Origin of the sequence: Edaphocola flava (assembly GCF_004118155.1) — a bacterium.
Classification (GTDB): Bacteria; Bacteroidota; Bacteroidia; order Chitinophagales; family Chitinophagaceae; genus Edaphocola; species Edaphocola flava.
Genome location: NZ_SAIQ01000002.1, coordinates 100,251 through 125,952, shown reverse-complemented (window position 1 = coordinate 125,952; position 25,702 = coordinate 100,251). Strand labels below are relative to the sequence as shown.

Below are 25,702 nucleotides of genomic sequence, written 5' to 3'. Positions count from 1 at the left end.
TTTTATTTGCGTAATCAGAATTTTAAATTGTGTGTTAAAATCGTCAAAAATCACAAACAATGGAAGCAGATTTAAAATTAAAGCTAGAGCAGCTACATAAAAGGGTCGATGCACTCAAAGATCAGATAAATACTGAAGAAGCAACTAAAAATGCTTTTGTTATGCCCTTTATCCAGATATTAGGATATGACATATTTAACCCTACGGAAGTTATACCAGAATTCATTTGCGACATTGGCACAAAAAAAGGAGAAAAGGTTGATTATGTAATTAAAAAAGATGGAGAGCCAATATTAATAATCGAATGCAAACACTGGAAAGAGCATGCAGATGCACACAATTCTCAATTGCATCGGTATTATCATGTTTCCAAGGCACGCTTTGGTGTACTCACAAACGGACATACCTACAATTTCTATGCTGATCTGGAGAAGCCTAACATTATGGATGAAAAACCTTTCTTTACATTAGACTTATCTGATCTAAAAACATCTAGCCTGAAGATTTTAGAGAACTTTACGAAACAAGGATATAACTTAGAAAGCATTCTTGACTCTGCTGAAGCATTAAAATATATTAAAGCGATAAGGAATGAATTTGAGAAAGAACTACAGGAACCTTCAGATGAAATGGTCAAACTTCTAGTGAGTCGTTTTTTCGATCGACCGCTCACCTCTTCTCGTTTAGCAACTTTTAAAGAATATACAAGAAAAGCATTCTCCAATTCCATCAATGAATCAATAAGCTTCAGGCTAAAAAACGCACTTCATATAAATGATAGCGTTCCCTCTAAAGAGCTTGAGCAGATTACGCCTATTCATGAAAACACGGAAGCTCCAAGATTCATTACAACAGAAGAGGAAATGGAAGGCTCTCAAATAGTGAAGGCAATACTCAGAGAGTCTCTTCCTGCTTCAAGAATTGCATTCCGGGATACACAATCATATTTTGGCATTTTGTTGGATGACAATAACCGAAAACCGTTGTGCAGACTACATTTCAACGCTACAAATAAATACATAGAATTATTTCACAACGGAAAAGATAACGGAGAACGTAAGCAACTTGCATCTTTAGATGATTTGTATTCATACAAAGCAGAGCTTTTGTCTACTTTAAAACAATATGAGGAAATAAAGATTAAACCAGAATAAATAAAACACCTGCAAACGCAGGTGTTTTACTTTAAGTTCAAATATTATTAACCAACTAGTCGCTTGTAGTCAACTCTTTTATTCGTCCTTTTGTCCGGCAACAAAAGGACCAAAAGTGCCTTTGTTTTCATCAAGGCGATTGCAGTGCACCGCCATTTTGTACCGTTGCGTGCATTGATCGTTTGAGCTTAACGTTAGATGTATTCGCTGCTCAACGATCGCATCTCCACTCCAAAATGGCTATCGCTGTGATGAAAACAATAAGCGATCCGTACAGAACAGATCGCTTAAAATGGCCTTATAAATCCGGCATCAAGGCAAAAGGTAGCCATAAAAGGAACTCGGAAAAAAGGTAAATCTTTGTTTCCTGTAAGCAGATAATCAAGTATTATTATTCCATTTTTTCAATTATTTTGTAATAAAATTCCCACTCATGAAAAACATCTTTATTTTATGTGCTGTACTGCTATTATGGGCTTCCTGTAATAAGAAGAACGCAAACAGCCCTAACTATGCTGCACCGCAAAAGCTACTGGTGCTGAAAGTCGATTACCAGACCAATGCCTTCCAGGGAGCGCATATCTTTAGCTTTACACATACTGACACTACATTTACCCTGGAAAATGAATTTGACTGGCCAATTGATAATGGTTATGTAAAGATATATTATAGAGAGTTTAATACCACTGTATTTGACGCTAGCCTGATGTGGATGGGCACCGTTGAAATACATTACCCGCAGCTTAGCCCTGCCAGCCAGTTCAACTACCTGCCGGTATCCGATACGGTATACCCTATCAGTGGTTTTGCAGATGTATGTAATCCGTACCAGCACACTTATGACTATACCCCGGCCTGGTTCGCCATACAAAAACTGGATGTAGTCAGATCGTTCCTGCAGCAGCATCCCTCAGAACAGGTAAAGATGTTTTTATACAGACCCAGTGCCGGTGGCACGGAGCCCGATGGCTGGTCCTGGATCTTTTTCCTGAAAGGATAATAACAGTATACAATGACACCTTAGTTACAATAATAAAGTCTGTCTCTCAGGGAGACAGACTTTTGTTCTTTCATCACAGGGAGTATAATACCATGATCTATAAAACAGGTCCCGGAGCCATTCTGCAGATCTCTTCGAAACCCATAATGGTAGTAGTATTACCTGCATTATAATTGCTTACATAGGTCCATAAATCTGCAGAACTGTGAAATCCTTTAATGTAAGAGTCAATCTTTACAGAAGTGCCGTACACATAGATATTGATTCTCATGGTCAGCTGATAGCCAGGCAGACAATCAGTAGTGGTAGGCCCAATAGGTGCAGCATTGCTTGTTGAGCTGGAAAAAACGGAGTAACCGGCAGTAAGAAAACACAATGCTGCAGCAGCAATAATCATTACTTTTTTCATGATACTTAGATTTTTAATGGTTAATTAATAGTTAGTACATACTCTTGTCTTAACCACCATAGAGGGCTTTTCAGCGGGCATCTTTTAAGTTTCACCCGGAATATGATGCTTTTATCCTGATGCTGTATTCGCGAAATACACTGTAACTTACAATTCCCTGTTCTGCTAAAAAATATGCAGTTCACCATTTGGTGCTACGGGTTTGCCGGCATGTCGATTTATCCCATAATTCATGCCAAACATCACTACTTAGCTCAGCAAAAAATCACACGCCTTTGTGATAAAATTGTAGTTTAGCACCACAGATATTAAACCGGTTCCGGTAAATGAACAGAAGATTACTACTGCTGCTATTTTTGTTATGCACAGTAAAGGCTTATAGCCAGGAATATAACTATATGCATTATGCCACAAAAGATGGCCTGAGCGGAGAAACGACCTATACCGGCACACAAAGCCAGGATGGCTTTATATGGTTTGGCACAGAGTCCGGTCTGAGCCGGTTTGATGGAGTGCATTTCCGAAATTTCACCACGAACGACGGCTTACCTTCTAATGAAGTATTCGGGACCAGAGAAGATTTCCTGCATCGTATATGGATACAGTCCTTTTCTAAAGAGGTTGCCTATTATAAAAATGGCAGGATCTATCAAAAGTTCAATGATCCCCTGGTCAGAAAGATCGTACTCCGGGGTCAGTTTCGAGACGCATCCAAAGATCAGACCGGGCTGATTATTATCAATGATGATTTAAGGAGAGCCATAACCATTAAGGGGCAAAGGGTGCAGCATTATAGCGAAAATCAGTTTAAACTGAATTACCGGGCCTTGCCTGTAAACGGTGGCATTAATTTCAGTATGCTGCAATTACCGGAGCAGACGTATGCATTTGTATTGCAGCATTTCCGAACGACTGCCGTACGGGCCATTGAAGTATTGAAGATCGCCCCGGACATACTGGTCTTCACTTTTGACAAATGGTATAGTATTATCTGGAATAGTAAAGAAAACCGGTTTTCCAGGATCAGTGAAAAGGGATTGCGCCTCAGATGGGTAATGAAGGATGGTAATATACTCGGAGTTTATGCTTCTGGAGGGGCCTGCATTTATAACCTAACTACCCAAAAGGTCACAGCGGTATTTTTACCACAATACCAGATCAATGGTGTATTCGAAGATGCTGAACGCAATATCTGGTTTTGTACCAACGGTAATGGCATATATAAACTCGGGGTACTGCGGATACTGACATACGCTTTTACTACAGGTGCACCTTCTCCCGTGAATTTTATCTTTGAAAAAGGAAAATACATCTATACCGGAAATGACCAGGATGTGATATGGCAACTTGGTCCGACAACCTCTGAAGACCACTTCCCCCCTGTCTTTCAGCAAAAGAAAAGTCAGCTAAACCTTGCTGATCTGATCAGAAATGCTCAAAACCAATTATTGAGTGTGCGGAATAATATTCTAAAATTGCCGGGAAATGTGGGCAATATCAAAAGTGTATTTGTATATAAGGACAGCCTGTTACTGGCTACGCACAGGGATGCTGCATTATACAACAAAACGGGACAGTCGGTATGGGTAGAAAAGATATATACCGGGCGTACCACTACTGCTATCACCTGTAACGGATATTACTGCCTGGGCACTTTGGAAGAATTACTGATATTGAATAAACAATATGCAACGGTGGCCAAGCCGGTCAAAGCGCATATCAGTTGTCTCGCCCGGGGAACTAAAACTGATGAGCTATGGGTGGGTACTTATAACAAGGGTTTTTTCCGGGTACAGAACAATCAGAAAACGGATAGCTTCACTATATATAACAGCAAACTGAGCAGTAATCTTTGCCGCTGCATCTATAATGATGGTCGTTTTTTATGGATCGGAACAGACCAAGGGCTGCATAAATTCCGCATTCAGGCAAATACTTTGGACCTCGAATACATATATACTACCCAGGACGGGCTAAACAGCAACCTGATCAATTCGGTGCTTATCAAAGACACAGTCTTATACGTAGGTACACCTAAAGGACTCAATATCTTCCGGGAACCCGTGTCTGTTCAAAAACCCTTGTTAAATCTGGCATTTACGGGGATATATGTGCAGGACAGCATCATTGATATCAGCGGGAACATCCTTCTGCCTCATCAGAATAATCATATTAAATTTGAATTTTCTGCAATTTCTTTTTCCCTGAGCAATATCGGTTACCGATACCGTATACTGGGCCTGGACACAAGCTGGCAGTATATTTCGGAACCCCTGCTCAACCTGATATCTCTTCCCTCCGGCGCCTACACGGTACAGATACAGGCCATTCATCCTTCAGGGTATCAAAGTCCCATTATTGAAAAAAAATTCCGGGTGCAGAAGGCCATATTTGAATACTGGTGGTTTATAGCCCTGGTACTACTCTTCAGCTTATCGATCATTTGGTTTGCAATGAAAATATGGATACGGAAAATCCGGAAAAAGGAAGAAAAACAAAGAAGCATTCATTACAAAATGATTGAACTGGAGCAAATGGCCTTAAGGGCACAAATGAATCCTCATTTTATATTCAATTGTCTGAATTCTATTCAGAATTATGTTCTGAAGCAGGACGTCAGCGGAGCTAACTACTATCTCTCCCGATTTGCAGGCCTGGTGCGGGAAACACTGGACAATGCGCCTAAAGTGCACATCAGCCTGCAGGAAGAGCTCAGTTATTTGCAACATTATATTGAGCTGGAGCGCCTGCAAGTAAACGAACCGTTTCAATACACAATTAGCATTGATCCGCAGATAAATCAGTCAAAGACATTATTTCCAAATATGATCCTGCAACCACTGGTAGAGAACGCCATTAAACATGGACTCTGCCATGCCAGCGATCCCGGCATCTTGTCCATAAACATCCACCGGGCTGCATCCGGGTTACTGGTATGCACCATAGAGGACAACGGCCCGGGCATAGATAGCCGTAAGAAAGCATCCACGCATCAGTCCAAAGGGCTATCTTTAATTTACCAGCGTATTGAAACTTTAAACCTGATCAATAGAAAATCTGGTGAGATAAGACTCCTTATCGAAGATCTGAAAAAAGAGCATACACAAGGAACCAGGGTAACTGTATGGTTACCGGAATTAATCTAAACGTATTATCCATGAATAAAATAAATGCCATCATCATCGATGATAAGAAAGTAAATATTGAAATCCTGCAGCAACTTTTAGGACAGTTCTGCCCTTCTGTACAAATTCTGGATACGGCCACCGACATTGAGAATGGATATATTGCAATCAACCGCCATCAACCTGACCTCGTCTTCCTGGATATTGAACTGAACGGGAATACGGGATTTGATTTATTAAAAATGTTTCCCAATGTATTTTTCAAGACCGTTTTTACGACTGCTTACAGCCAGTATGCTATTGAGGCCTTTCGTGCGCAGGCAATAGACTACCTGCTTAAGCCGATTACAATTGGCCACTTGCAGGAGGCTGTCACCAAAGCAGAAAATTTCATTCAGCAGCAACGGCAACTCCGACAGGCGTATACTGCACCTATTGTACAGACTAAGGTAAGCTTACCTACATTGGAAGGTTTTTTATTTATTGATTACAACGATATCCTGCGCTGCGAAGCCTCGGGAAGTTACAGCAATTTTCACCTGGCTGATGGCCGGAAAATTATGGTGAGTATGCGATTAAAAGAATGTGAGGCTTTACTGCCGGATACGGTTTTTTACAGAGTACACCATTCGCATGTCATCAATATGAATCATGTTACGAAATATATCAAGGGACGTGTGGGGCAGGTAGTATTAACGGGTAATATTATTGTTGAGGTTGCTGCATCGCGAAAAGATAAGTTTCTGCAATCGATCAGGAAAGTGTGGTAAACAATTATCTGGGCACAGGTATAAAAGAAAAAGCACTTGCATATTGCAAGTGCTTTTTCTTTTTGTAGTTCTACCTGGATTCGAACCAAGACTAACTGAACCAAAATCAGTTGTGCTACCTTTACACCATAGAACTATCCGCTTTTCCCGTTTGGGATGGCAAAAGTACAAACTGTTTTTTTTACTTCCAAATCTGTTTCTGTATTTTTTCAAAAATACCTGAAAGCAAAGCCTGACGGGACTTACAGGCAATAAAAAAGGCACTCAATTGAGTGCCTTCTGTTGAAGTAGTTCTACCTGGATTCGAACCAAGACTAACTGAACCAAAATCAGTTGTGCTACCTTTACACCATAGAACTATCCGCTTTTCCCGTTTGGGATGGCAAAAGTACAAACTGTTTTTTTTACTTCCAAATATTTTTGAAGAAAAATATCTGTTTACCAGACAAATTTATACAGTACGAACAGTACGCCCAGTAAAGCAGTAGCAATGATTACCCCTTTGGTACTCTGGTACGCTTTGCGGTTCAGGAAGTAGTAAAAAGGAACCAGGTTTACAATCATTGCCAGGCTTATAGGCTTGGATGCTGCTGCAAAAGTTGGTTGTCCTTTAAAAAGATTCAGATAGAAGCTCAGGCCTACACTGTTATACATCAGGAAGTATACCAGCACCAGACCTACCAGGGCCGAAGCCAGTCCGGTAAGCAATCCGATCACTGCATTGTCTGCCCCTTTCTTTTGACGGGGCTTGTTAATATCATAAGGATTGTATTGATCCATATAAGATGCTAAAGGCTGTTAATTGAATATTGAAATTATTTGCGCTTCATGTAACGCTCGATCTCCTCTACAGTGATCGGGATACCTTTGAAGAGGTTTACACTGCCATTTTTAGTGAGCCAGTAGTTATTTTCTATACGAATGCCCATCTGCTCTTCTTCAATATAGATACCAGGCTCGATAGTAAAGAGCATACCTTCTTTTACAGGTTCATTACGAATACCGAGATCATGTACATCCAGCCCCAGGTGGTGACCGATACCATGATAAAAATATTTGCGGTATGCAGGATTAGCAGGGTCCTGATTTTTGATGTCTGCTTTGGAGATCAGCCCGATTTTCATCAGTTGCTTTTCCATCTCTGCATTTACTTTCTCTATATAATCAGCGTAATTGATCTTTGGCTTCAGGATAGATACACAGTAGTTATGTACATTGAGGCAGGCATTGTACACTTCGGCCTGTCTTTTGGAGAACTTCCCATTTACCGGGATCGTACGGGACAGGTCGGCGCAATAGTTACCATACTCTGCTCCAAAATCCATCAGGATCAACTCTCCGTCTTTACACTCCTGGTTATTGTCTACATAGTGCAATACACGGGCGCGATCGCCACTGGCCAGAATACATCCATATGCATGTCTGGTCGCACGGTTGCGGATGAACTCATGTGTAATTTCTGCTTCTATTTCATGCTCAAATACACCAGGGCGAATAAACTTCATCACCCTCAGGAAAGCCTGATGCGTAATATCAACGGCCTTTTGTGTTATGGCTACTTCTTCTTTTGTTTTGATAGCACGTAATTCCTTCATCAATACAGCAGCACGCTCATATTTATGTAATGGATATTGTTCGCGTATCTTATTGACAAACTGCAGGTCAGTACGGAGTACGGTGCCTCTGCGGTCATTCTCATTTGTATCGAGGTATACATATTCTGCATGATGCATCCATACCTGCAGCATGGCATCAATGCTATCTACGTATTGTACATTTTTAATACCGGACAATTCCGTCGCCTCATGCTTACGCAGTAAATGGCCATTCCATTTCTCCAGTAACTCATCAGGACGCTGAATGACCAGCACTTCTCTTGCAGATGTGTCTTTGTTATCCGGATATAAAATCACCATGGTTTGTTCCTGTGTAATACCGGAAAGCCATGTAATGTTGGAGTTGGCTTTATAGCTATACACAGCATCGCCATTTTCTGCTATTACAGGGCTGGCATTGAATATAGCAATACTATTAGACTTCATCGCCTTCACAAAACGTTCTCTGTTCTTCTTAAATAAACCTGAATCGATCGGTAAGTATTTCATTGCATTAAAAATTTACAATACGGGTGTAAAGGTAAGGAATCGAAACTTGTAAATATAAAAGAAATCATCCGGATAATGAACAGTAGATATAAAGAAAAACGACCCCTGAACAGGAGCCGTTTTTACATTCATTCAATACAACAATAAGATCAATCAAGTTTAGGCTAAACCGTTGAATATTTTGCGCTCTTACTTTGCTCTGTATGACACATACATTTATACAACAAAGCTGTCTCATTATCTGTATTAAACATGAAAAATACAAACTATATAAAGGCTGTAAGGCAACACTCTAAACTTTCCAACTCCGTACAACCTATGGTAAAAATAAGGTAGCGCGTATTAAAATATGATAACAGAATGTTATACGCGAAGGAATTATTTCCTGAAGAAATGACAAATTATGAAATAACGCGAATAATTATATATATAATTATTCAATTTCAATATTTTAGACATTAGTATTTACGCAATAGTTAAAGCATTGTTGCAGAAAATCTTATGTTAAAAAAGGTTAACCAAAGTTAATTTCACTCCACAAAGAACTTTTCAGCATATGGCTTTGCTAAAAAAACACCCATCTGTCACCAAAAAGTGGGATCATATGCAAATCAATCTCAATTGGTATCGTTCTTTTATTAAGCAACTTATCCTGTCAATAAAAATCGTTTATTGATACTCAACAAACGATTCCCGAACAGGTTATTTACAAAAGCTGATTAATGCTAATATTGTATAAGATGATGAAGGGTTTCATTGTTTCAAACAAAGAAGCCACGGATGTTTATTAACTCCTTTTCAGGATTTTGTTTTGTTTTTAAAAGCTTTGATTTTCCAGTCAGAGCTTTCATTTTTTCAGGCAAGTATATATACAGGGAATCCCAGAGCAAGATCAGTTTGGTATCAAAACCACCAAGCGCCTCCAGGAGAAGATTCTTGAATTGTAAAGCAGATGAAAACTGATATACATAAAAAAAGGAAAGTCAATACTGACTTTCCTTTTGGGAGGCTAATGGGTCTCGAACCCACGACCTTCGGAACCACAAACCGACGCTCTAACCAACTGAGCTATAGCCTCCATTTCGGAGTGCAAAGATAGGATTCACTTCCGGATTTTCCAAATTTTTTCTTGAACTTTTTTCTATAATTCAATCGACATCCCTTCGAAAGTCGCTCTGGTATTGACAAACAAAGTTTTCGCCTCTGTTTCAAATTCTTCAATGTTTTTATAACGACTGGAATAATGTCCCAATAGCAATTGCTTTATTTCGGCTACAACAGCCAGCTGGGCTGCTTGCTTTGCGGTACTATGGTAACGCATATTAGCCAGGTCATTCTCTGCATCCAGATAGGTAGATTCATGGTAAACCATATCTGCTCCGAGAATGTATTCTGCAAATGATTCTGTATAGCGGGTATCGGCACAATAAGCATATACCTTATCCGGTTTACCCACTTCTGTAACCCAATCATTCTGCACCAGTGTACCGTCTTTTCTGAGGTAGTCTTCTCCCTGTTTTAAGCGGTAATAATACGATTGAGGAATCTGATATTCCCGGCATGCCTCCGGCACTATCTTACGACCGCTGCTCTTCTCCCTAACCAGGAAGCCGTGTGTGGGTATACGATGATCGACAGGAAAACAACTGATAGAATAAGAAGGCGTATCTACAATAAGCTTGTACTCTCCCTCATCGCTGATCGTATGAAATATGATCTCGTAAGGCATCATACTGCCACAGGCATCCAGTTGCAACTGTATAATTGCGGGTAGCTTTTCAGGGCAATAAATATGCAGAGGATCGGTCCTGCCCAGTAAACCCAGGCTATTGATGAGCCCTATGAGGCCGAAGTAGTGATCGCCATGTAAATGGCTGATACATATATGCTGTATTTTACTTCTCTTGATGCCATACTTTATAAACTGCATTTGCGTGCCTTCGCCGCAATCCAGCAGGAGAAGATGATCCTTCACCTCCACTATCTGGGCACTAGGATTACGACCATGTGCCGGTATAGCAGAATTATTACCCAGTATGGTTACTTTCAAGATGTTACAAAATTAGAGTTCGTTCAATAGCCCACGCTCCATGATCTCATGGTTGATGAAGTCAACCGCTTCTGCCATGGTGGTCGCAATATTAATGCTTAAGTGCAGGCGTTCCTGTTTCATTTTCTGCATTACAGACTCCTGGAGATTGGTAAAGACGATAGACCCCTGATCTTCGTATACATTTTCATGTATATTCAATAAGGCATCCAGGGCTTCATTCTCCATGTACTCAGCATAAGACAAATCAACAATATAGCACTGTCCGGAATTGGCCTCACTCCCTTCTTTCGTCTTACTTTCTATCGCTGCTACAAACTCGTTGTTCAACACAGCCCCTTCCGGGGTTATGATGATAAAGGCCGGCTTAATTTCTAACGCAACTTTCATGTTCTTATCCTTTTAATTATCTATAAATGCTCTGCTTAAGAATAATCAAACTTAAATAAAAAAGTTCAATAAAACTGTTATTTATATAGACGCAAAATGTCTTCCAAAAGTTTAGTGCTTTATAAATCTCAATGTACCTCTTGCACTGTTACCTGATATCCATATGTAATAGTTACCGGCTGTAAGTCTTGACACGTCTATATTCTCGGCACCGGTTGTATTTCCGGACAGCATTTCCTGTCCTAAAACATTAACGATTCTATAGTAAAAATTCTTATCTGCAAATCCTTCGATCTTAATGTTATCTGTAGCAGGGTTTGGTATTATATACGACAATTGCGCTCCTTTCAGATCTTTAATTCCATTACTTCTATGATTTAAAACCGCTACTGCAGAAAGGTCAAATCCGCCCGATGCAAAAGCACTCGGATATGGATCATTAACCAGTTTACCATCCTTATCTCCCGATCCGTACAGCGGATCAATGCTTCCTACTACATCTATAAGACGTACATGGGTAATACTGTTCACATTCAATCCTGCTGTATTTTTAAGCTCTTCCAGGTCAAATGGTGTACCATAACCATTGATATAGCGACCCGCCAGGTTATGATATTTTGTTCCATCAACATAAGTGCTGTTCTCGCACTGAGGAGTATCTGCACCGGTATATTGGGCAGGGAAACGGAAATAGTTTTGTCCGTCAGAACTGACTTCTACAAAAGCAAACTCCAGGAATGCATTCTGCGGATTTTCCGGATCCAGGAAACCATTCTCAAATACTGCAAAGTCAGGACCATCAAGGTTCTGGATCGGTGTGGCAAATGTAAGTACTGCTACCCCACTGTCTCCCAGACTGATCACCTGCGTGCTTGCACCTGGCGCACCCGTTGCATTTGCTTCTACGCCAAAAGTCACCACTCCCTGGCTATGGTCTGCAATATCCATCCAGCCACGCTGCACGGTACAGCCGGTTGCCCAGCCGGAAATGCGGGTATCCGTTGGTATAATGGCATTGGCATCAACATTATGCTGCGCCCAAACGGGTCCGATACATAAGGTACTCAGTACACTCAGCAGTATTTTAGAATATTTATACATGTCTTTTCAGTTTATTTAAAAATCGTTTGGTTAATGATATGGAAGAAAATGCCAGTCCTATGATAAAGCCCAGCCAGATGCCGGAAGCCTGCATATCAAATGCACCGGCCAGCAGGTAACCCATTGGTAAGCCAAGCACCCAATAGGCGATAAAAACCAGTACTGTAGGAAACTTTACATCCTTAATACCCCGGAGCAAGCCAGCGCTGATTACCTGTGTCGCGTCGAAAATCTGGAACAAACCAGCCAGCAACAATAGGTTAGCTGCAATGGTTATCACTTCTGCATTGCCTTCGGAATGGTTGTGCAGGAAGAGTTCTGGCAGTACATTCCGGAACAACATGAACAAAATAGCACAGAAGATTCCGTAGAACAAAGCTAATAAAAATGTGCTTTTACCGATCGCACTGATCTTGGCCCAGCTGCCCTGCCCGAATGCATTACTCACGCGGATCGATCCTGCCTGTGCCAGTCCCATTGAAGCCATGAAGGTAAAGGAGGCACATTGTAATGCAATCTGGTGTGCCGCGAGCTGCTTGCCGCCACCGCCCATCGTACCAACGATGATGCCCGAAACAGCAAATACTCCAGCCTCCAGACCGATCTGCAGGCTACTGGGTACGCCTATACGCAACAGCTCTTTAATGCTTTGCAGGTTAAGGCTCCATTGTTCTTTGCGTAAACCTATATAGGGTTTATAGATACGATGGGTCAGGATTACATAGGCCAGCACTCCGAAAATAAGGGTACGGGTGATCAGTGTACCATATGCTGCACCCAACATTTCCATCCTGGGGAATCCCATATTGCCGAAAACCAGTAACCAGTTGATAAAAATATTGATCGGCAGGGCAAGCAGGGACAATACCATAGCTGTACGGGTGTACTCAAGGCCATCGGTAAATTGTTTCAGTGTCATGAACAGCAGCATCGGTACGATTGAGATGCCCATAATCCTAAGGAAAGGAAGGGCCAGACGGGCTACTTCCTCGTCCTGTCCCAGGTGAAATAATATATTCTGCCCGCCCTCAATGCCTAATGAAATAAGCACTGCGCTAATCGCACAGATCCAGAATCCGTTATATAAATAGTGAGATATTGCCTTATCATCTCCGCGGCCTTTGGCCATGGATACCAGTTGTGATACGGATATCGTGATGCCAATACCCAATACAAATGGAATGTTGATCACGCTTAATGCCAGGGCCGCTGCGGCCACCTGCTTATAGCTATCCGGGCCTGTAGCCCCGATCATTGCGGTATCGATTATATGCAATACCATTTGTGCCAGCTCTCCAAATATGATAGGCAGTGCCAGCTTAGTAGTATTTCTAGCTTCTGTTTTGAGTGACATAAATTTGTAAATAGGGGGAAATCCGCAAAGATACAAATTCTCTGTCAAAGGAATTTTTCTTACTTCAGCTTGTCTGCCAATGCTGCTATAGCCAGCATGGTTTTATGATTGCGCACGGTAGAGATGACTTTCCATTTCTTGTCGAACAAAGTATTAGACAGCTTAGTATTTCCGAATTTTTGAATATGCAGGAATACATTATTTCCAACCCGATCAAAAAGGTCGGGCTCATAAAGGGCTTTATCAATTGCAGGAATAAGGTCTGCAGCTGGTTCCTGGCTGAGCATCATATAATGCCAGTTTTCAGCATCGGTACGACCGTTGTTAGCGAAGGGATTGGAGTGCAATATCTGCTCCCACTCTGCGGCGCTTCGTACAATTACGGGTATGCTCAACCCAAAATGTTCTTTGATTACAGCCGCGATCAATGCAGCACAGTCTGTATCCTTCAGGCTCTTTTTATGCCGGAATACAATATTGCCGCTTTGTATGTAAGTATTTACTTCTTCCAGACCGGCATCTGTCAGCACTTTACGAAGGGTTTCCATTTTAATAATGTTGTTCCCGCCTACATTGATGCCCCTCAACAGGGCTATACTTATGTTCATACTTTATAATTGTTTCTTGCACTTAATATCAAACACGCCAATAAAGTTAGTATGATACAAGGTATCTACCTCATACCTTGAGGTAACAGTATCCATATATTCACCCTTAGAGACTAGGACACGGTCTCCTGCTTTTATTTTTACAGAAGAGTCATGCACTATTTTTTGTCCCTGTTTGGCAGCTACACGTGTATACCACCATACGTGCGGCTGATAACCCGGTGCCAATACAAACATATTGCGCTTATCCTTTTCAGCCATAAACTTGTCCCGGATATAATAATTGATATCACTTAAATTATTATGCCTGTCTGCCAGATACAATTCATTATAGATATTATGCACCACCACAAAAAGTATAAAAACGGGCAACACGGGCTGTCCGATCCGCCAAATCTTTGCACTTTCCAAGTATACTTTTCTTCCTATAAAACAGATGGTGTAGGCGACTACAATTGCGGCAAAAGGGAACACTGGTGCCACATACCATACCAGCTTTGTTTGGGCAGCTGACATGATTGTAAAATAAGAAATGGCCAATATTGCGGCATAAATGACACCCTTATTCATTAGGGTATCAGAGCGTCTTTCTATCCACAAGAAAACAAGGCCCAGGAAAAATACAGGCCACCATTCTACATATAATTCAGTGGCCACAAGATTGAGGTACCAATACCATGGATGATTGTGCCCCTCTTTAGCTTTCAAAAACCTTCCTCCAAGCTCATTTTCTCTTACTGCCATCAGGTAGCCGGGGTTATAATGCTCTCTGATAAAATAATATGGCAGCGCAATAGCCAGGAACAGCAGCAATCCTATGTAGGTATGCGGATTGGTCAGCAATCTTTTTAACTGCCTGCGGTAAATAGTATAGAGTAATACGCCCGGTGCAAAAATTAATCCTGCAACCCCTTTGGTACATACCGCCAGGCCAAAGAAAATGAAAGTGGCGTATAAAGAACGTGTACGGTTATGCTCCAGGAAAATAAAAAAATTAAGCGAGGCCAGTACCAGCCATAAGATCAGCAAAGGATCGAAGTCGCCCGTCCGGGTAATGTGCTCCCGAACATAACCAACAGACGTTGCCAGTACAACTACACTGAATATGCCCAGCCAGAAGTTGTTCAACCTTCTGTAACAGAAATGAAATATGGCTGTAAATGTTGCTGTTGCTGCCAGTGCAGCCGGAATCCTCAATGCCCAGTCGTGTACTCCGAAAATATGCAGAGATAAAACCTGTAACCAGATCATAAGTGGGGGTTTGGTATTCCACAGGTCTGGCTGGTGTTCAAAAGTCGTTACCCAGTAATGGCGGCTTTCATACATTTCCAATGCATTAATGGCCATGCGGGATTCGTCCCATAACCTGATCGTCATTCCTCCCAGGTTATACCAGCATACCCATAAAATTAATACAATAGCTCCTGTGAGGCTCAGTTTGCGTAATACAAATTCTTGATATTTCATAGTCCAATCAGCAGTATACAGACGGCATGTGTTTATGTTGGTCTTGTTATCCTCAAACCAAACGTTTTGCTGCCACAAAAAATTATAAAGGCGATGATTATGGGGGTCAAATATAGTGAAATAACATAATCAGAAAATATTTTTTCTCATCATTGTTGCACAATTTTAAACAGAAAGAGCCGGAATCAAATGACTCCGGCTCTTTCTGTTTAAAAGCAATGTATTAATGTCCTAAGATATAAGCGAAGATCAGCGGAGCAACAATAGTAGCATCGCTTTCTACGATAAATTTAGGCGTATGAATATCTAATTTACCCCAGGTAATTTTCTCATTAGGCACAGCACCGGAGTACGATCCGTAAGAAGTAGTGGAGTCAGAAATCTGGCAGAAATAAGACCAGAACGGTACATCATGCCATTCCAGATCCTGATACATCATCGGTACAACACAGATCGGGAAATCGCCGGCAATACCACCACCAATCTGGAAGAAGCCAACACCTTTGCCACCGCTGTTTGCACGGTACCACTCTGTCAGGAAGATCATATAATCAATACCATTTTTCACAGTGCTTACCTGTAATTCACCTTTAATGCAATAGCTTGCAAAGATATTACCGGTAGTACTGTCTTCCCAACCTGGTACAACGATCGGAATATTTTTTTCAGCAGCGGCAACGATCCATGAATCTTTAGGATCAATTTCATAATACTGCTCCAGTTCTCCGCTTTTCACTACCTGATACAGGAATTCGTGAGGGAAATAACGCTCGCCTTTGGCTTCAGCATCTTTCCATACTTTTACCAGGTGCTTCTGCAGGCGACGGAATGCTTCCTCTTCAGGAATACAGGTATCCGTTACACGATTGTAGTGATTTTCCAGCAGATCCCATTCGTCCTGAGGTGTCAGATCACGATAATTAGGCACACGTTTGTAGTGAGAGTGTGCTACCAGGTTCATTACATCCTCTTCCAGGTTTGCACCGGTACAGGAAATAATAGCTACTTTATCCTGACGGATCATTTCGGCAAGAGAGATACCTAACTCTGCGGTACTCATCGCACCAGCCAGAGATACCAGCATTTTACCGCCTTCGTTCAGGTGGGTTTCATATCCCTTTGCTGCGTCTACCAGTGCGGCAGCATTAAAGTGTCTGTAATGATGTTCTATAAACTGAGAAACAGGACCTTTGCTCATGATTATACTTTTATATAAGTTTTATTTTGTGTACCGATTAAAATTGTCCCGCAAAAGTACATAATTATACAGACTTGCCGGGTTAAAGTTTATGTACTTAAGCGCATAATAGAACTATGGCTGGTAAACTACTTTAAAGGTCTGCATACGTTCCTTGTCTTTTATCCTGATCAGGTAAGTACCCGGAGTCAGGGCATTCAGGGCTATTGTTCTGCCAGATCTTCCTCCTTTCTGAAGTACCGGTACCTGCTGACCTAAAAGGTTGATTACATCAATCTTTGCGTTTTCCCAACCGGAGCCCAGCAGTACATTAACCTGGCCATCTGCGGTCACTGTTGGGTACACTTTAAGGGAGGCGTCTCCACTGATCGTAGCATTTACTACCGGGCTATACTGCACATTACCATCTGCATTCTTCCAGTACAGACGGTAGTAGTTCGTACCGCTCAGCGGGTATTCGTCTGTGATGCGGTAGTTATGATATTCTGGAGATAAGATGACAGAGGGTAAGGGATGATCAAATGTGCGCGCATCACCTGCACGGCTCGCATACAGTGATGATCCGTGTTCAGAAACAGCAATATCAACATCCAGCACCACGGTGCCTTCTTTTGTAGCAGTGGCTTTAACCGCCTTAAACGTAACCGGCAATGGGGTCGAGATCGGTACAAGCTCAATATAATTATGCGAACCATAAGCCTCTACCCTTATGGTACTGTTAGCATCCAATGTTCCGGTCCAGATATTGTTTATGGTAAATGCATTATTCGGACTTACATATTGTGTTGTTGTTCCATTATTAATGGTCATTTTCATTTTGCCGGCTGCCCTGCGCAGGTTGATCTGGTAGGTACCGGGAGCAAAGCCTTTGCGTTTGTACACGGTTGTGGCATCAGAAGCGGAAGAAAATGCACAGCCCTGATAACCCGGAGCATTGCTGGGACCTGAACTATACCATGCATAATAATCATTGCTGTTAAACCCAAGACTGTCTGTACTGAACTTTCCGTAATACTTTGGATTGGCTCCGTAATAAGGGGTAGACGAAGTATTGCCACCATTGTAGGCAGAGATCAGCCATTGGGAATTGCCCCAGAGTGCAGTATCGGCAATATCTGCAGCACCGGCATTGACCGTATACACAGGACTGGTATAAATACATCCGTTCAGGTAGGCTTTGAAATAATAGGCACCGGTATCCTGCATGGTTCTGGGTAAGGTATCGGCACCGGACAAGAACGCATTGTTACTGGCACGGAACCACTGCAGGCTATCATGCTCGATATCACCGGAGTTCAATTTTGTGACTTCTCCGTAACAGAGGGTGGCAACAGATGGTGTAGCGCTAGCAATCAGCGGATCGTTAAGCACAGTACTGATGGGTAATGTGCGCACACTAAGCGCACCGCTGCTATGTCTTGCAGCTACCGCAAAGTACTGCGTCTCGTTCCACTGCTGCCCTGCACCCAGTATTGTCGTGGCAGACAAAAGAATTTTATTGGCCGGGTGCATTACACTATCGATCGGCTCCATGTATTTATTTCCGAGCCTGTAGATTATATATTTACCTCCGGCATTAGCGGCCACTGTATCCCAGCGCAGACCTATGGTATCGGTACACATACGTGTCAGAGCAAGATTTGCGGGCGTAGCCATTACATAAAAGTTATCGCTCGTGTCGGTGAGCCCGGTATTACGCTGTGTTACGGCTATACGCGCTGTAGCACTGTTGGGAAAAGAGGTGGGTATCGTATACTCGTAATATCGTTTATTATATGCCACAGTTGCGAGTTTGGTAAATGACTCGGCACTGTTACGCTGCAGATACACATCAAGGCTATCTGCAGTTATGGCTAAGGGATTACTGATATTCCAGGTCATCATCAGGCTTTTGCCTTTAGGCATATGGTAAGCCGGTACCGGACTGGTGATCTCGATCTGGTAAGGAACCATATCGTAGGTCAGTGCGTAATTCTGTGGTCCCTGAGGCACTGCTGTACCCCTTACATACACACTGTAATTACCCGCTACAGGATTATCAATGGTTACCTGCTCCACATTATTCAACGTATCTGTTCTCCTCTGTGGCAGATCGTATACGGTTGCCGGCGTAGGGTTCAGCACCCATGGCCTTACGGTATCTCCGACCGGGGTAATCACAAAAAGGTCCATATCATTGACCAGTGCCTTTGCTGCACCTACCGCACCCTGGTAATCGTGCCAGTACAACATAATCTTGGCTTCAGCTGTTCCTGCCGGCACGGCTACGTTGTAGAAGAGCATACCTCCGGCACCCTGCGGCATGCTGCCGGTCATCAGGTGCTGCTGTTCGATGGCTCTTTTTGCCCGCAACGGATCTATGGTGCCAAAGCCGGTTTTAAAATCAATCCCTTTCTTGTCGATATCATAAGCTGTATTGAGGATAACGGCCTTGACCACATCGCTGCGTGGCACTGTGGTTCCATAGGTAGTATTATACACTTCGTACAACAGTGCGGCCAGTCCCATGACCCCAGGCGAAGCATAGGAACTGCCCTCCCCGCCTTCGGCGCAGACATCCGGCTTCAGTCGGCCGTCTGCTGCTGGGCCTTTATTGGTCCAGTCGTGGTGCTCGCCCGGCTTACTGGCAGAGTGTACCACAAAATTGTTTTTGTTTACTTTAATATTCCCCGTCAGATTGGCCCATCCGGCAGGATATCCCAGGAAAGGTCCTGAACCTCCGCTGTTACCTGCCGAGCAGCTGTGCAGGTATCCGCCCAGGCTGCGGGCTATGCGGTCCAGTTCCCGCGCATCATTATTATAGGTTGTCTGACCATCTCCCCAACCCACGGAATGGTTACTCACCATTGGTTTGACATTATTGTTCAGGTAATAATTTTCTGCAGTATTATACCATCCTACATACAATGAGGTAATACCAGGTGCCATACCCCGATCTTCATATTCATCATAATTATTGCCATTGCCCACAATCTCGGCACAGGAGGTTCCGTGACCGTTTACACCTGTTCCGAAGTATTGCGGATGCTGTCGGCCTTTCATATTGAAATCATACAGCGTATCTACGCCGAATGTTTCATAATTACCAAAATAGACCCCATTTCCGGCCGCTCCGGAGAGATATTGATAGTTGGCCGGCAAAACCTGGTTGGAATACATTTTAAAAGCCCATTCCTCTTCCGGTGCTCCTGCGTACAGATCAACTGAAGCAACAAAAGACAGTCCTGCAAGGGTTTCTAGCTGATTATGGCTCATGCTGGTAAGTACGATCTCATTATCTCCACAATAATCGGTTCTGGTATATTTCAGTCCTGCAGTACCCAGATACTGTACCAGCGCGGGCATGTCAGTCTTATCATAAACCGAAACCGTGATCTCCTGCCCTTTGAGGTTGCTGAGCGCTGATAAGGCTGTACTTATTTTCACAGTAGTCGGCAGGTCATTGATTCCGGTAAGGGGCACCAGGCGATTGTTGGCCATTTGTTGTAATGCTGCCAGATTCTGAGACAAGTTGCTGACCTGGGCAATGTAACTATTGCCAGGGTACCAGTCTTTCAGCTGTATGCCTGCGGCTTCTATACGGGAACGCTCTTCGGCAGACAGCAGATGATCGAAGGACAGCAGCACATACTGCTTTTCTTTTGTACCGAAATCTATGGTACGGGTACTTAAAAATTGTGTAGCTGATCTGGATTGAAGCGGGAGGATTCCTTTGGCAGTAAGCAACTGCTGTCCGGCGGCCTGCTGCACAGTACCTGCAATTAAGGCACCTAGGAACATGGCGTGTAAAGCGTGTTTCATATTTGTGTTTTTTGTTGATTTAATAAAGCAAATTTTAATGCATAAACAAATTGTTTTATACATCAATTAAATCTCAAACATGTAACAGCTTAATGATAATATTATAACAACATACAATATCATCTATTAGTAAAGCCAAAGATAAAAACAAAAGACATTAAATGCAATATTTCACCGGGGAATCATGCTTTTCTAACATAATATGTATAGACAATTATTATCCGCAAGTTTAAATAAAGCCTTACTTTTGAAAAATCATTTCTCTAAAATTAACCACGATGTCAGTACATAGCGAAATCAAAAGAGTAACTACCCACACCCTTCAGAAAATGAAATTGAAAGGGGAAAAAATATCTATGATCACCGCATATGATTATGCCTTTGCAGGTATTTTCGATGAAGCGGGCATAGATATTCTTCTGGTGGGCGACTCTGCCTCTAATGTAATGGTAGGTCATGAGACTACATTGCCGATCACCCTGGATCAGATGATCTTTATGGCGGGCTCTGTGGTGCGTGGCGCCAAACGTTGTTTTGTGGTATGCGATATGCCTTTCGGTACTTACCAGGGCAATAGTAAAGAAGCACTGAACTCTTCCATTCGTATCATGAAGGAAGCCGGTGCACATGCGGTAAAGCTGGAAGGCGGTATTGAGATCTGCGATTCCATTACGCGTATTGTCACTTCGGGCATTCCGGTAATGGGTCACCTGGGCCTTACACCGCAATCGATTTACAAATTCGGGACTTATACGGTAAGGGCCAAAGAAGAAGAGGAAGCAGAAGAACTGATCAAAAATGCACATGCGGTACAGGATGCGGGAGCCTTTGCACTCGTACTGGAAAAAATTCCGGCAGAGTTAGGTAAACGCGTAGCCGAGGAGCTGCATATCCCGGTTATCGGTATCGGAGCGGGTATGCACGTAGATGGCCAGGTATTGGTGATGCATGATCTGCTCGGCATTACGAAGGATTTCTCTCCAAGATTCCTGCGTCGTTATGCCAATCTCAGAGACGATATTCATAATGCGACGGCACAATATATTGCTGATGTAAAGAGTCGCGATTTCCCTAACGAAAAAGAACAATACTAATCAACGGATGGTCAATAAGATTGCTTACCAGGAAATTATTTCTGAATTAAAATCTAAAAAAACTACGCTTGTTGCAGTATCCAAGATCAAGCCTGCAAGCGATATCCGGGAATTGTATGATCTGGGCCAGAGAGATTTTGGCGAGAACTATGTACAGGAATTAGTACAAAAACAAAGCGAATTACCGGCAGACATACAATGGCATTTTATCGGGCACCTCCAACGCAATAAGGTTAAATATATTGCTCCGTTTGTGCACCTGATACATGGCATTGACAGTATTAAGTTACTGGAAGAGGTCAATAAGGAAGGTAAAAAGAATAACCGCGTGATAGATTGCCTGCTGCAGGTACATATTGCGCAGGAAGAGACTAAATTCGGTTTTGACGAAACAGACCTGAGCCGCTTCAGTGATTATTTTGAAATCGAAAAAGCGAACCTTAGTCATGTGCGTATTCGCGGATTTATGGGTATGGCCAGCTTTTCTGAAGATACAGAACTGGTAAGGGCAGAGTTCGGTCAGCTGAAACAGATTTTCGAAATCATGAAAGGCAGTGCCTTCCTGGGCCAGTCTACCTTTGATACCTTATCTATGGGTATGAGCGGCGACTACCAGCTGGCGATTGATGAAGGTGCTAATATGGTGCGGATCGGAAGCCTGCTGTTTGGCAGAAGGGCTTAAGTAAAATTATAAAACAAAAGAATGGGTGCTGCTAGTTGCGGCACCCATTCTTGTTATGAATTCTTTGGTTTCTTATTTGACTTTCAGCTTCGAACCTACAGTCACTGCACCACTTGATGGTAATTTATTCCATTTGATCAGCTGATCCAGGCTGATGCCATAATTTTTGGCAATGCTGAATGCGGTATCTCCCTTTTTCACGATGTGAACGCCATTGTTACTTTTGGCCACGTTGGGAACCGGAGTACGTACAGGGGCAGAAGTCTGCGGTGCTCTGTATGGCTCAACTACCGGTGCAGGCTGTTCCTGTAACTCTTTCTGATGCTGATCTATTTTGCTTTTCAGACTGGCATGTGCGCTGCGGGTATCAATAGAGGCCGCCGGATTCACTTCCGGATTGGCATTTACCACCGCACCTGGTTTATTTTTTGCAGCAGGTCGTGTAGTTGCGTTTTGTTCAGCCGGTGGGGTATTTCCGTATACCGATCTGTCCAATTTAGCTTTCAGCTTATCCAGAGAAGACAGTTCAGTATTAGCAGTGGCAGATGCTCCTTTTGGAGCAGCTACTTCTTCCTCATCTCCTCTTTCTGCAGCGATCTGTTCTTCTACAGCTGGCTCATTGGCAATATTAAATTCTTCTGTAGCTGCTGCTTCTGCGGTACGCTTATCCAGCGCCTGCATTTCCTGTTCCTGCAATGCTTTCATTTTAGGATCATTCGGCTCGCTGGTATATTTAGGCTTATTGCCTGTCGCAATGTACTCCTGGCCTGATGCCGGTGTACTACGGTCAATTGTATTATATTTAGAAGTATTAAATTGCTGACGGCTCAGGTCTGGTTTTTGCGGAGCCATACCCTGCAGGTATAGTACACTACCCTCTGCAGGCTCTTCTCCCGGCAATAATTGATTGAATGCCAGCAAATCTTTCATACGTATACCCTGATCCTGTGCAATAATGCTTACCGTTTCACCATATTTTACGGTATGCATAGGCTCATAACCGGTTTTATTTTTGCGGCTCAGGTAGATAAACATATCCTCCGGCAATGGTGCATCTGCAAGGTCATTGATGTCCAGCAGTTTGGCATAGCGTACATTAAACTTATTAGCAGCACTTAATAAGAGTTCGCCTTTAGGGGCATAAAAACCTTTCAGTCCGTTACGGGTAGTGAGCTCATAAAATCCTGTACTGCCCTGCTGTGCAGGAGCCATGGTATATTTCGCTGCAGCCGGTGCGGCATCTTCTTCAGCGGGTACATTGGCAAACACATTACCATCATCGGTACGGCGTCTGGTCTTACGTGGTACGGTATCCTGTGTACTGCTGCTTACTCCAAAGTACTTATCCGTAGAGGCGATTGCACCATCGGTACTACTGACTGCTTTGTAATTAGTAGCGAGGGTGTATTGCTGCAGATCATACCGTTCAATAAGGTCGATCAGTTTTATAGCATACTGCGGATTGGTTGCATAACCACATTTCTTCAGCCCGAAAGCCCAGCCTTTATAATCGCTTTGCTCCAGTGCAAATAAAGCAGCATAACGGGCATTCCCCTTCAGAAAATCGGAATGATCTTTATAGGAATGCATATCACTTTCATATTTACGGAAACATTCATCCTTTGCATCATCGGTATAGGTATATGTTTCACCCGTCCAGGTGTTTTTACATTTAATACCAAAATGATTATGTGCATTGAGACTCAGCTCGCTTTTACCACAGGCAGACTCATGTATACCCTGTGCCAGGGTAATAGCTGCCGGGATACCGGTTCTCTGCTGTTCTTCAATAGCCACCGAATTATATTTTGCAATATAATCCAGTACGTCTTTATTCTGAGTTTGGGCCTTAACGGTGCCGCAAGTCAAAAGTAAGCCTGCAGCTAGTAGTCCGTAAAATGGTCTGCTCATCATACTCTAAGTTAGTTTTTAGTTACTTATTTAATTTTACGGATCAGGGTAATCCCATCACGGATAGGTAATATCACCTGCTCTACACGGTCTGAATGTTTTATTTTCTCATTGAACTCGTGCATATATTTAGCGGACTTGCTCTGGTTTTCCAGGGGTTGTACCACCTCGCTATGGAACAGAACATTATCGGCTATAAAACAGGCACCTACAGGCACCTGATCGATCAGCATATCAAAGTATACGCCGTAGTTTTTCTTATCGGCGTCTATAAAGATCAAATCAAAGATTGTATTGATTTGTGGTAATACCTCTGCTGCCGGTCCTATATGTTGTACAATAGTCTGCTCCAGTCCTGCTTCTTTCCAGTACTTATCCCGTATAGTCTGCAGCTGATCATCTGTATCGATAGTATGCAGCTGCCCTCCATCCTGCAATCCCTGCGCCAGACATATTGCAGAATAACCGGTATAGGTACCCAGTTCCAGTATATTTTTAGGCCGAATCAGTTTGCTGATCATGCTGAGGAACGACCCTTGCAGGGCACCGGACAGCATTTGTGCGCCCCTCACCTCTGCCACGGTCGTTTCATTAAGCGCCTTCAGTACCGGTGTTTCCGGTGTAGAATACTGCTCTGCATATGTATTGATCGCTTCTGATGTGATCTGATATTGTGCCTCCATGCTTAGAAATTAGGAACCAGTTTATTATTGGCATAAAATTCGTTGATATAATCTACCACCTCATCTGCAGTGTCATATATCTTGATCAGGTCCAGGTCCTGCTCACTGATATTATGGTGTGTTTCCAGCATGGTGCTCTTCATCCAGTCAAACAGGCCCTGCCAGTAGGACTTGCCTACACATATCAGGGGCAGGTTGATAGACTTCTGCGTTTGTACCAGGGTAGCAATTTCAAAAAATTCATCCATAGTACCCCATCCGCCCGGCATCATAATAAAGCCCTGGGCGTATTTGGTAAACATCAGCTTACGGATAAAGAAATAGTCGAAACTAAGGTTCTTATCTATGTCTAAATATGGGTTATGGTGTTGCTCATGTGGCAGAAAAATGTTCAGTCCCACTGATTTACCACCGATCTCATAGGCACCTTTATTAGCGGCTTCCATAATACCCGGGCCACCACCACTGATGATTCCGAAACCGATCTCAGACAACTTCTGAGCGATCTCTACCGTTAATTTATAATATTTATCTTCTGGCTTCGTTCTTGCCGAACCGAAGATGGAAATACAAGGACCAATCTTATTAAGCTTTTCAAATCCTTCAACAAACTCGGCCATAATTTTAAAAATCTGCCAGCTGGAATGTGCTTTAGGTTCTGTCCAATCTCTCTCTCTGACCTTTTTGAAATACTCCATTAAAAAAAATATGGTATTGATTAATCGTCAAAGATACTATTAATAACGTTTATGCCTGCCTGTTTGCACGCAGTTTCACATTTTCTTTAAATTTATGCTCAA

At 42.7% G+C, this 25,702-nt stretch carries 20 protein-coding genes and 3 tRNA genes; 6 read left to right on the top strand and 17 right to left on the bottom strand.

Going from position 1 to position 25,702, the window contains the following annotated elements; genetic code table 11:
* Nucleotides 1-59 precede the first annotated feature (59 nt).
* Both EMP01_RS06820 and EMP01_RS06815 read left to right on the top strand, forming a co-directional pair.
* Nucleotides 60-1,154 carry a type I restriction endonuclease gene (locus EMP01_RS06820; RefSeq protein WP_129020760.1) on the top strand — a complete coding sequence of 365 codons (1,095 nt, stop codon included), beginning with the start codon at nt 60-62 and terminating at the stop codon, nt 1,152-1,154.
* 433 nt (nt 1,155-1,587) lie between these two features.
* Complete coding sequence (locus EMP01_RS06815) at nt 1,588-2,154, top strand: hypothetical protein (RefSeq protein ID WP_129020759.1); 567 nt, start codon at nt 1,588-1,590, stop codon at nt 2,152-2,154.
* Nucleotides 2,155-2,251: 97 nt separating this feature from the next.
* Here EMP01_RS06815 and EMP01_RS06810 read toward each other — a convergent pair whose 3' ends face one another.
* Nucleotides 2,252-2,563, bottom strand: coding sequence for a hypothetical protein (locus tag EMP01_RS06810; RefSeq protein WP_129020758.1), 312 nt, complete (start codon nt 2,561-2,563; stop codon nt 2,252-2,254).
* 326 nt (nt 2,564-2,889) lie between these two features.
* On the opposite strand from EMP01_RS06810, the gene EMP01_RS06805 reads away from it, so the two are divergent.
* Both EMP01_RS06805 and EMP01_RS06800 read left to right on the top strand, forming a co-directional pair.
* Nucleotides 2,890-5,709 (top strand): sensor histidine kinase, encoded by a 2,820-nt coding sequence (locus EMP01_RS06805; RefSeq protein ID WP_129020757.1) that lies wholly within the window; start codon nt 2,890-2,892, stop codon nt 5,707-5,709.
* An 11-nt stretch (nt 5,710-5,720) separates the two neighbouring features.
* Nucleotides 5,721-6,458 (top strand): LytR/AlgR family response regulator transcription factor, encoded by a 738-nt coding sequence (locus tag EMP01_RS06800; protein ID WP_161971240.1) that lies wholly within the window; start codon nt 5,721-5,723, stop codon nt 6,456-6,458.
* A gap of 65 nt (nt 6,459-6,523) precedes the next feature.
* Here EMP01_RS06800 and EMP01_RS06795 read toward each other — a convergent pair.
* From EMP01_RS06795 to EMP01_RS06735, 13 genes are all read right to left on the bottom strand, one after another.
* Nucleotides 6,524-6,594: transfer RNA gene (locus EMP01_RS06795), tRNA-Gln, on the bottom strand.
* 152 nt (nt 6,595-6,746) lie between these two features.
* A tRNA-Gln gene (locus tag EMP01_RS06790) sits at nt 6,747-6,817 on the bottom strand.
* Between the two features lie 79 nt (nt 6,818-6,896).
* A complete protein-coding gene (locus tag EMP01_RS06785) occupies nt 6,897-7,238 on the bottom strand; it encodes a hypothetical protein (RefSeq protein ID WP_129020755.1) in 342 nt (113 codons plus the stop codon).
* Nucleotides 7,239-7,273: 35 nt separating this feature from the next.
* The gene (locus EMP01_RS06780; RefSeq protein WP_129020754.1) at nt 7,274-8,563 is read right to left on the bottom strand and encodes an aminopeptidase P family protein; all 1,290 of its coding nucleotides are present in this window, start codon (nt 8,561-8,563) and stop codon (nt 7,274-7,276) included.
* 1,004 nt (nt 8,564-9,567) lie between these two features.
* Nucleotides 9,568-9,641, bottom strand: a tRNA-His gene (locus EMP01_RS06775).
* A gap of 63 nt (nt 9,642-9,704) precedes the next feature.
* Nucleotides 9,705-10,613 (bottom strand): ribonuclease Z, encoded by a 909-nt coding sequence (locus EMP01_RS06770; protein WP_237559493.1) that lies wholly within the window; start codon nt 10,611-10,613, stop codon nt 9,705-9,707.
* 12 nt (nt 10,614-10,625) lie between these two features.
* Complete coding sequence (locus EMP01_RS06765; RefSeq protein WP_129020752.1) at nt 10,626-11,003, bottom strand: STAS domain-containing protein; 378 nt, start codon at nt 11,001-11,003, stop codon at nt 10,626-10,628.
* 111 nt (nt 11,004-11,114) lie between these two features.
* Nucleotides 11,115-12,104, bottom strand: coding sequence for a T9SS type A sorting domain-containing protein (locus tag EMP01_RS06760; RefSeq protein ID WP_129020751.1), 990 nt, complete (start codon nt 12,102-12,104; stop codon nt 11,115-11,117).
* Nucleotides 12,097-13,458, bottom strand: a complete 1,362-nt coding sequence (locus tag EMP01_RS06755; protein WP_129020750.1) for an MATE family efflux transporter — start codon at nt 13,456-13,458, stop codon at nt 12,097-12,099. Before EMP01_RS06755 ends, EMP01_RS06760 begins: the two co-directional genes overlap by 8 nt.
* 59 nt (nt 13,459-13,517) lie before the next feature.
* Nucleotides 13,518-14,066 (bottom strand): DUF1697 domain-containing protein, encoded by a 549-nt coding sequence (locus tag EMP01_RS06750; protein WP_129020749.1) that lies wholly within the window; start codon nt 14,064-14,066, stop codon nt 13,518-13,520.
* Nucleotides 14,067-14,069: 3 nt separating this feature from the next.
* On the bottom strand, nt 14,070-15,533 hold the full coding sequence (locus tag EMP01_RS06745; protein ID WP_129020748.1) for an ArnT family glycosyltransferase: 1,464 nt from the start codon (nt 15,531-15,533) through the stop codon (nt 14,070-14,072).
* A 223-nt stretch (nt 15,534-15,756) separates the two neighbouring features.
* Nucleotides 15,757-16,731, bottom strand: a complete 975-nt coding sequence (locus EMP01_RS06740; protein ID WP_129020747.1) for a deoxyhypusine synthase family protein — start codon at nt 16,729-16,731, stop codon at nt 15,757-15,759.
* Between the two features lie 114 nt (nt 16,732-16,845).
* The gene (locus EMP01_RS06735) at nt 16,846-20,532 is read right to left on the bottom strand and encodes a S8 family peptidase (RefSeq protein WP_161971239.1); all 3,687 of its coding nucleotides are present in this window, start codon (nt 20,530-20,532) and stop codon (nt 16,846-16,848) included.
* 278 nt (nt 20,533-20,810) lie between these two features.
* Here EMP01_RS06735 and panB point away from each other — a divergent pair, with 278 nt between their 5' ends.
* Together panB and EMP01_RS06725 are read left to right on the top strand one after the other, a co-directional pair.
* Entirely contained in the window at nt 20,811-21,626 is an 816-nt protein-coding gene (gene panB / locus EMP01_RS06730; protein WP_129020745.1) for a 3-methyl-2-oxobutanoate hydroxymethyltransferase, read from the top strand.
* 7 nt (nt 21,627-21,633) lie between these two features.
* Complete coding sequence (locus EMP01_RS06725; protein ID WP_129020744.1) at nt 21,634-22,308, top strand: YggS family pyridoxal phosphate-dependent enzyme; 675 nt, start codon at nt 21,634-21,636, stop codon at nt 22,306-22,308.
* A gap of 72 nt (nt 22,309-22,380) precedes the next feature.
* On the opposite strand, the gene EMP01_RS06720 is transcribed toward EMP01_RS06725, so the two are convergent.
* The 3 genes from EMP01_RS06720 to EMP01_RS06710 are packed head-to-tail and all read right to left on the bottom strand — an operon-like array spanning nt 22,381 to nt 25,600.
* Entirely contained in the window at nt 22,381-24,222 is a 1,842-nt protein-coding gene (locus EMP01_RS06720; protein ID WP_129020743.1) for a glucosaminidase domain-containing protein, read from the bottom strand.
* Nucleotides 24,223-24,245: 23 nt separating this feature from the next.
* A complete protein-coding gene (locus tag EMP01_RS06715; RefSeq protein WP_129020742.1) occupies nt 24,246-24,902 on the bottom strand; it encodes an O-methyltransferase in 657 nt (218 codons plus the stop codon).
* Nucleotides 24,903-24,904: 2 nt separating this feature from the next.
* A complete protein-coding gene (locus tag EMP01_RS06710) occupies nt 24,905-25,600 on the bottom strand; it encodes an LOG family protein (protein WP_129020741.1) in 696 nt (231 codons plus the stop codon).
* Nucleotides 25,601-25,702 lie beyond the last annotated feature (102 nt).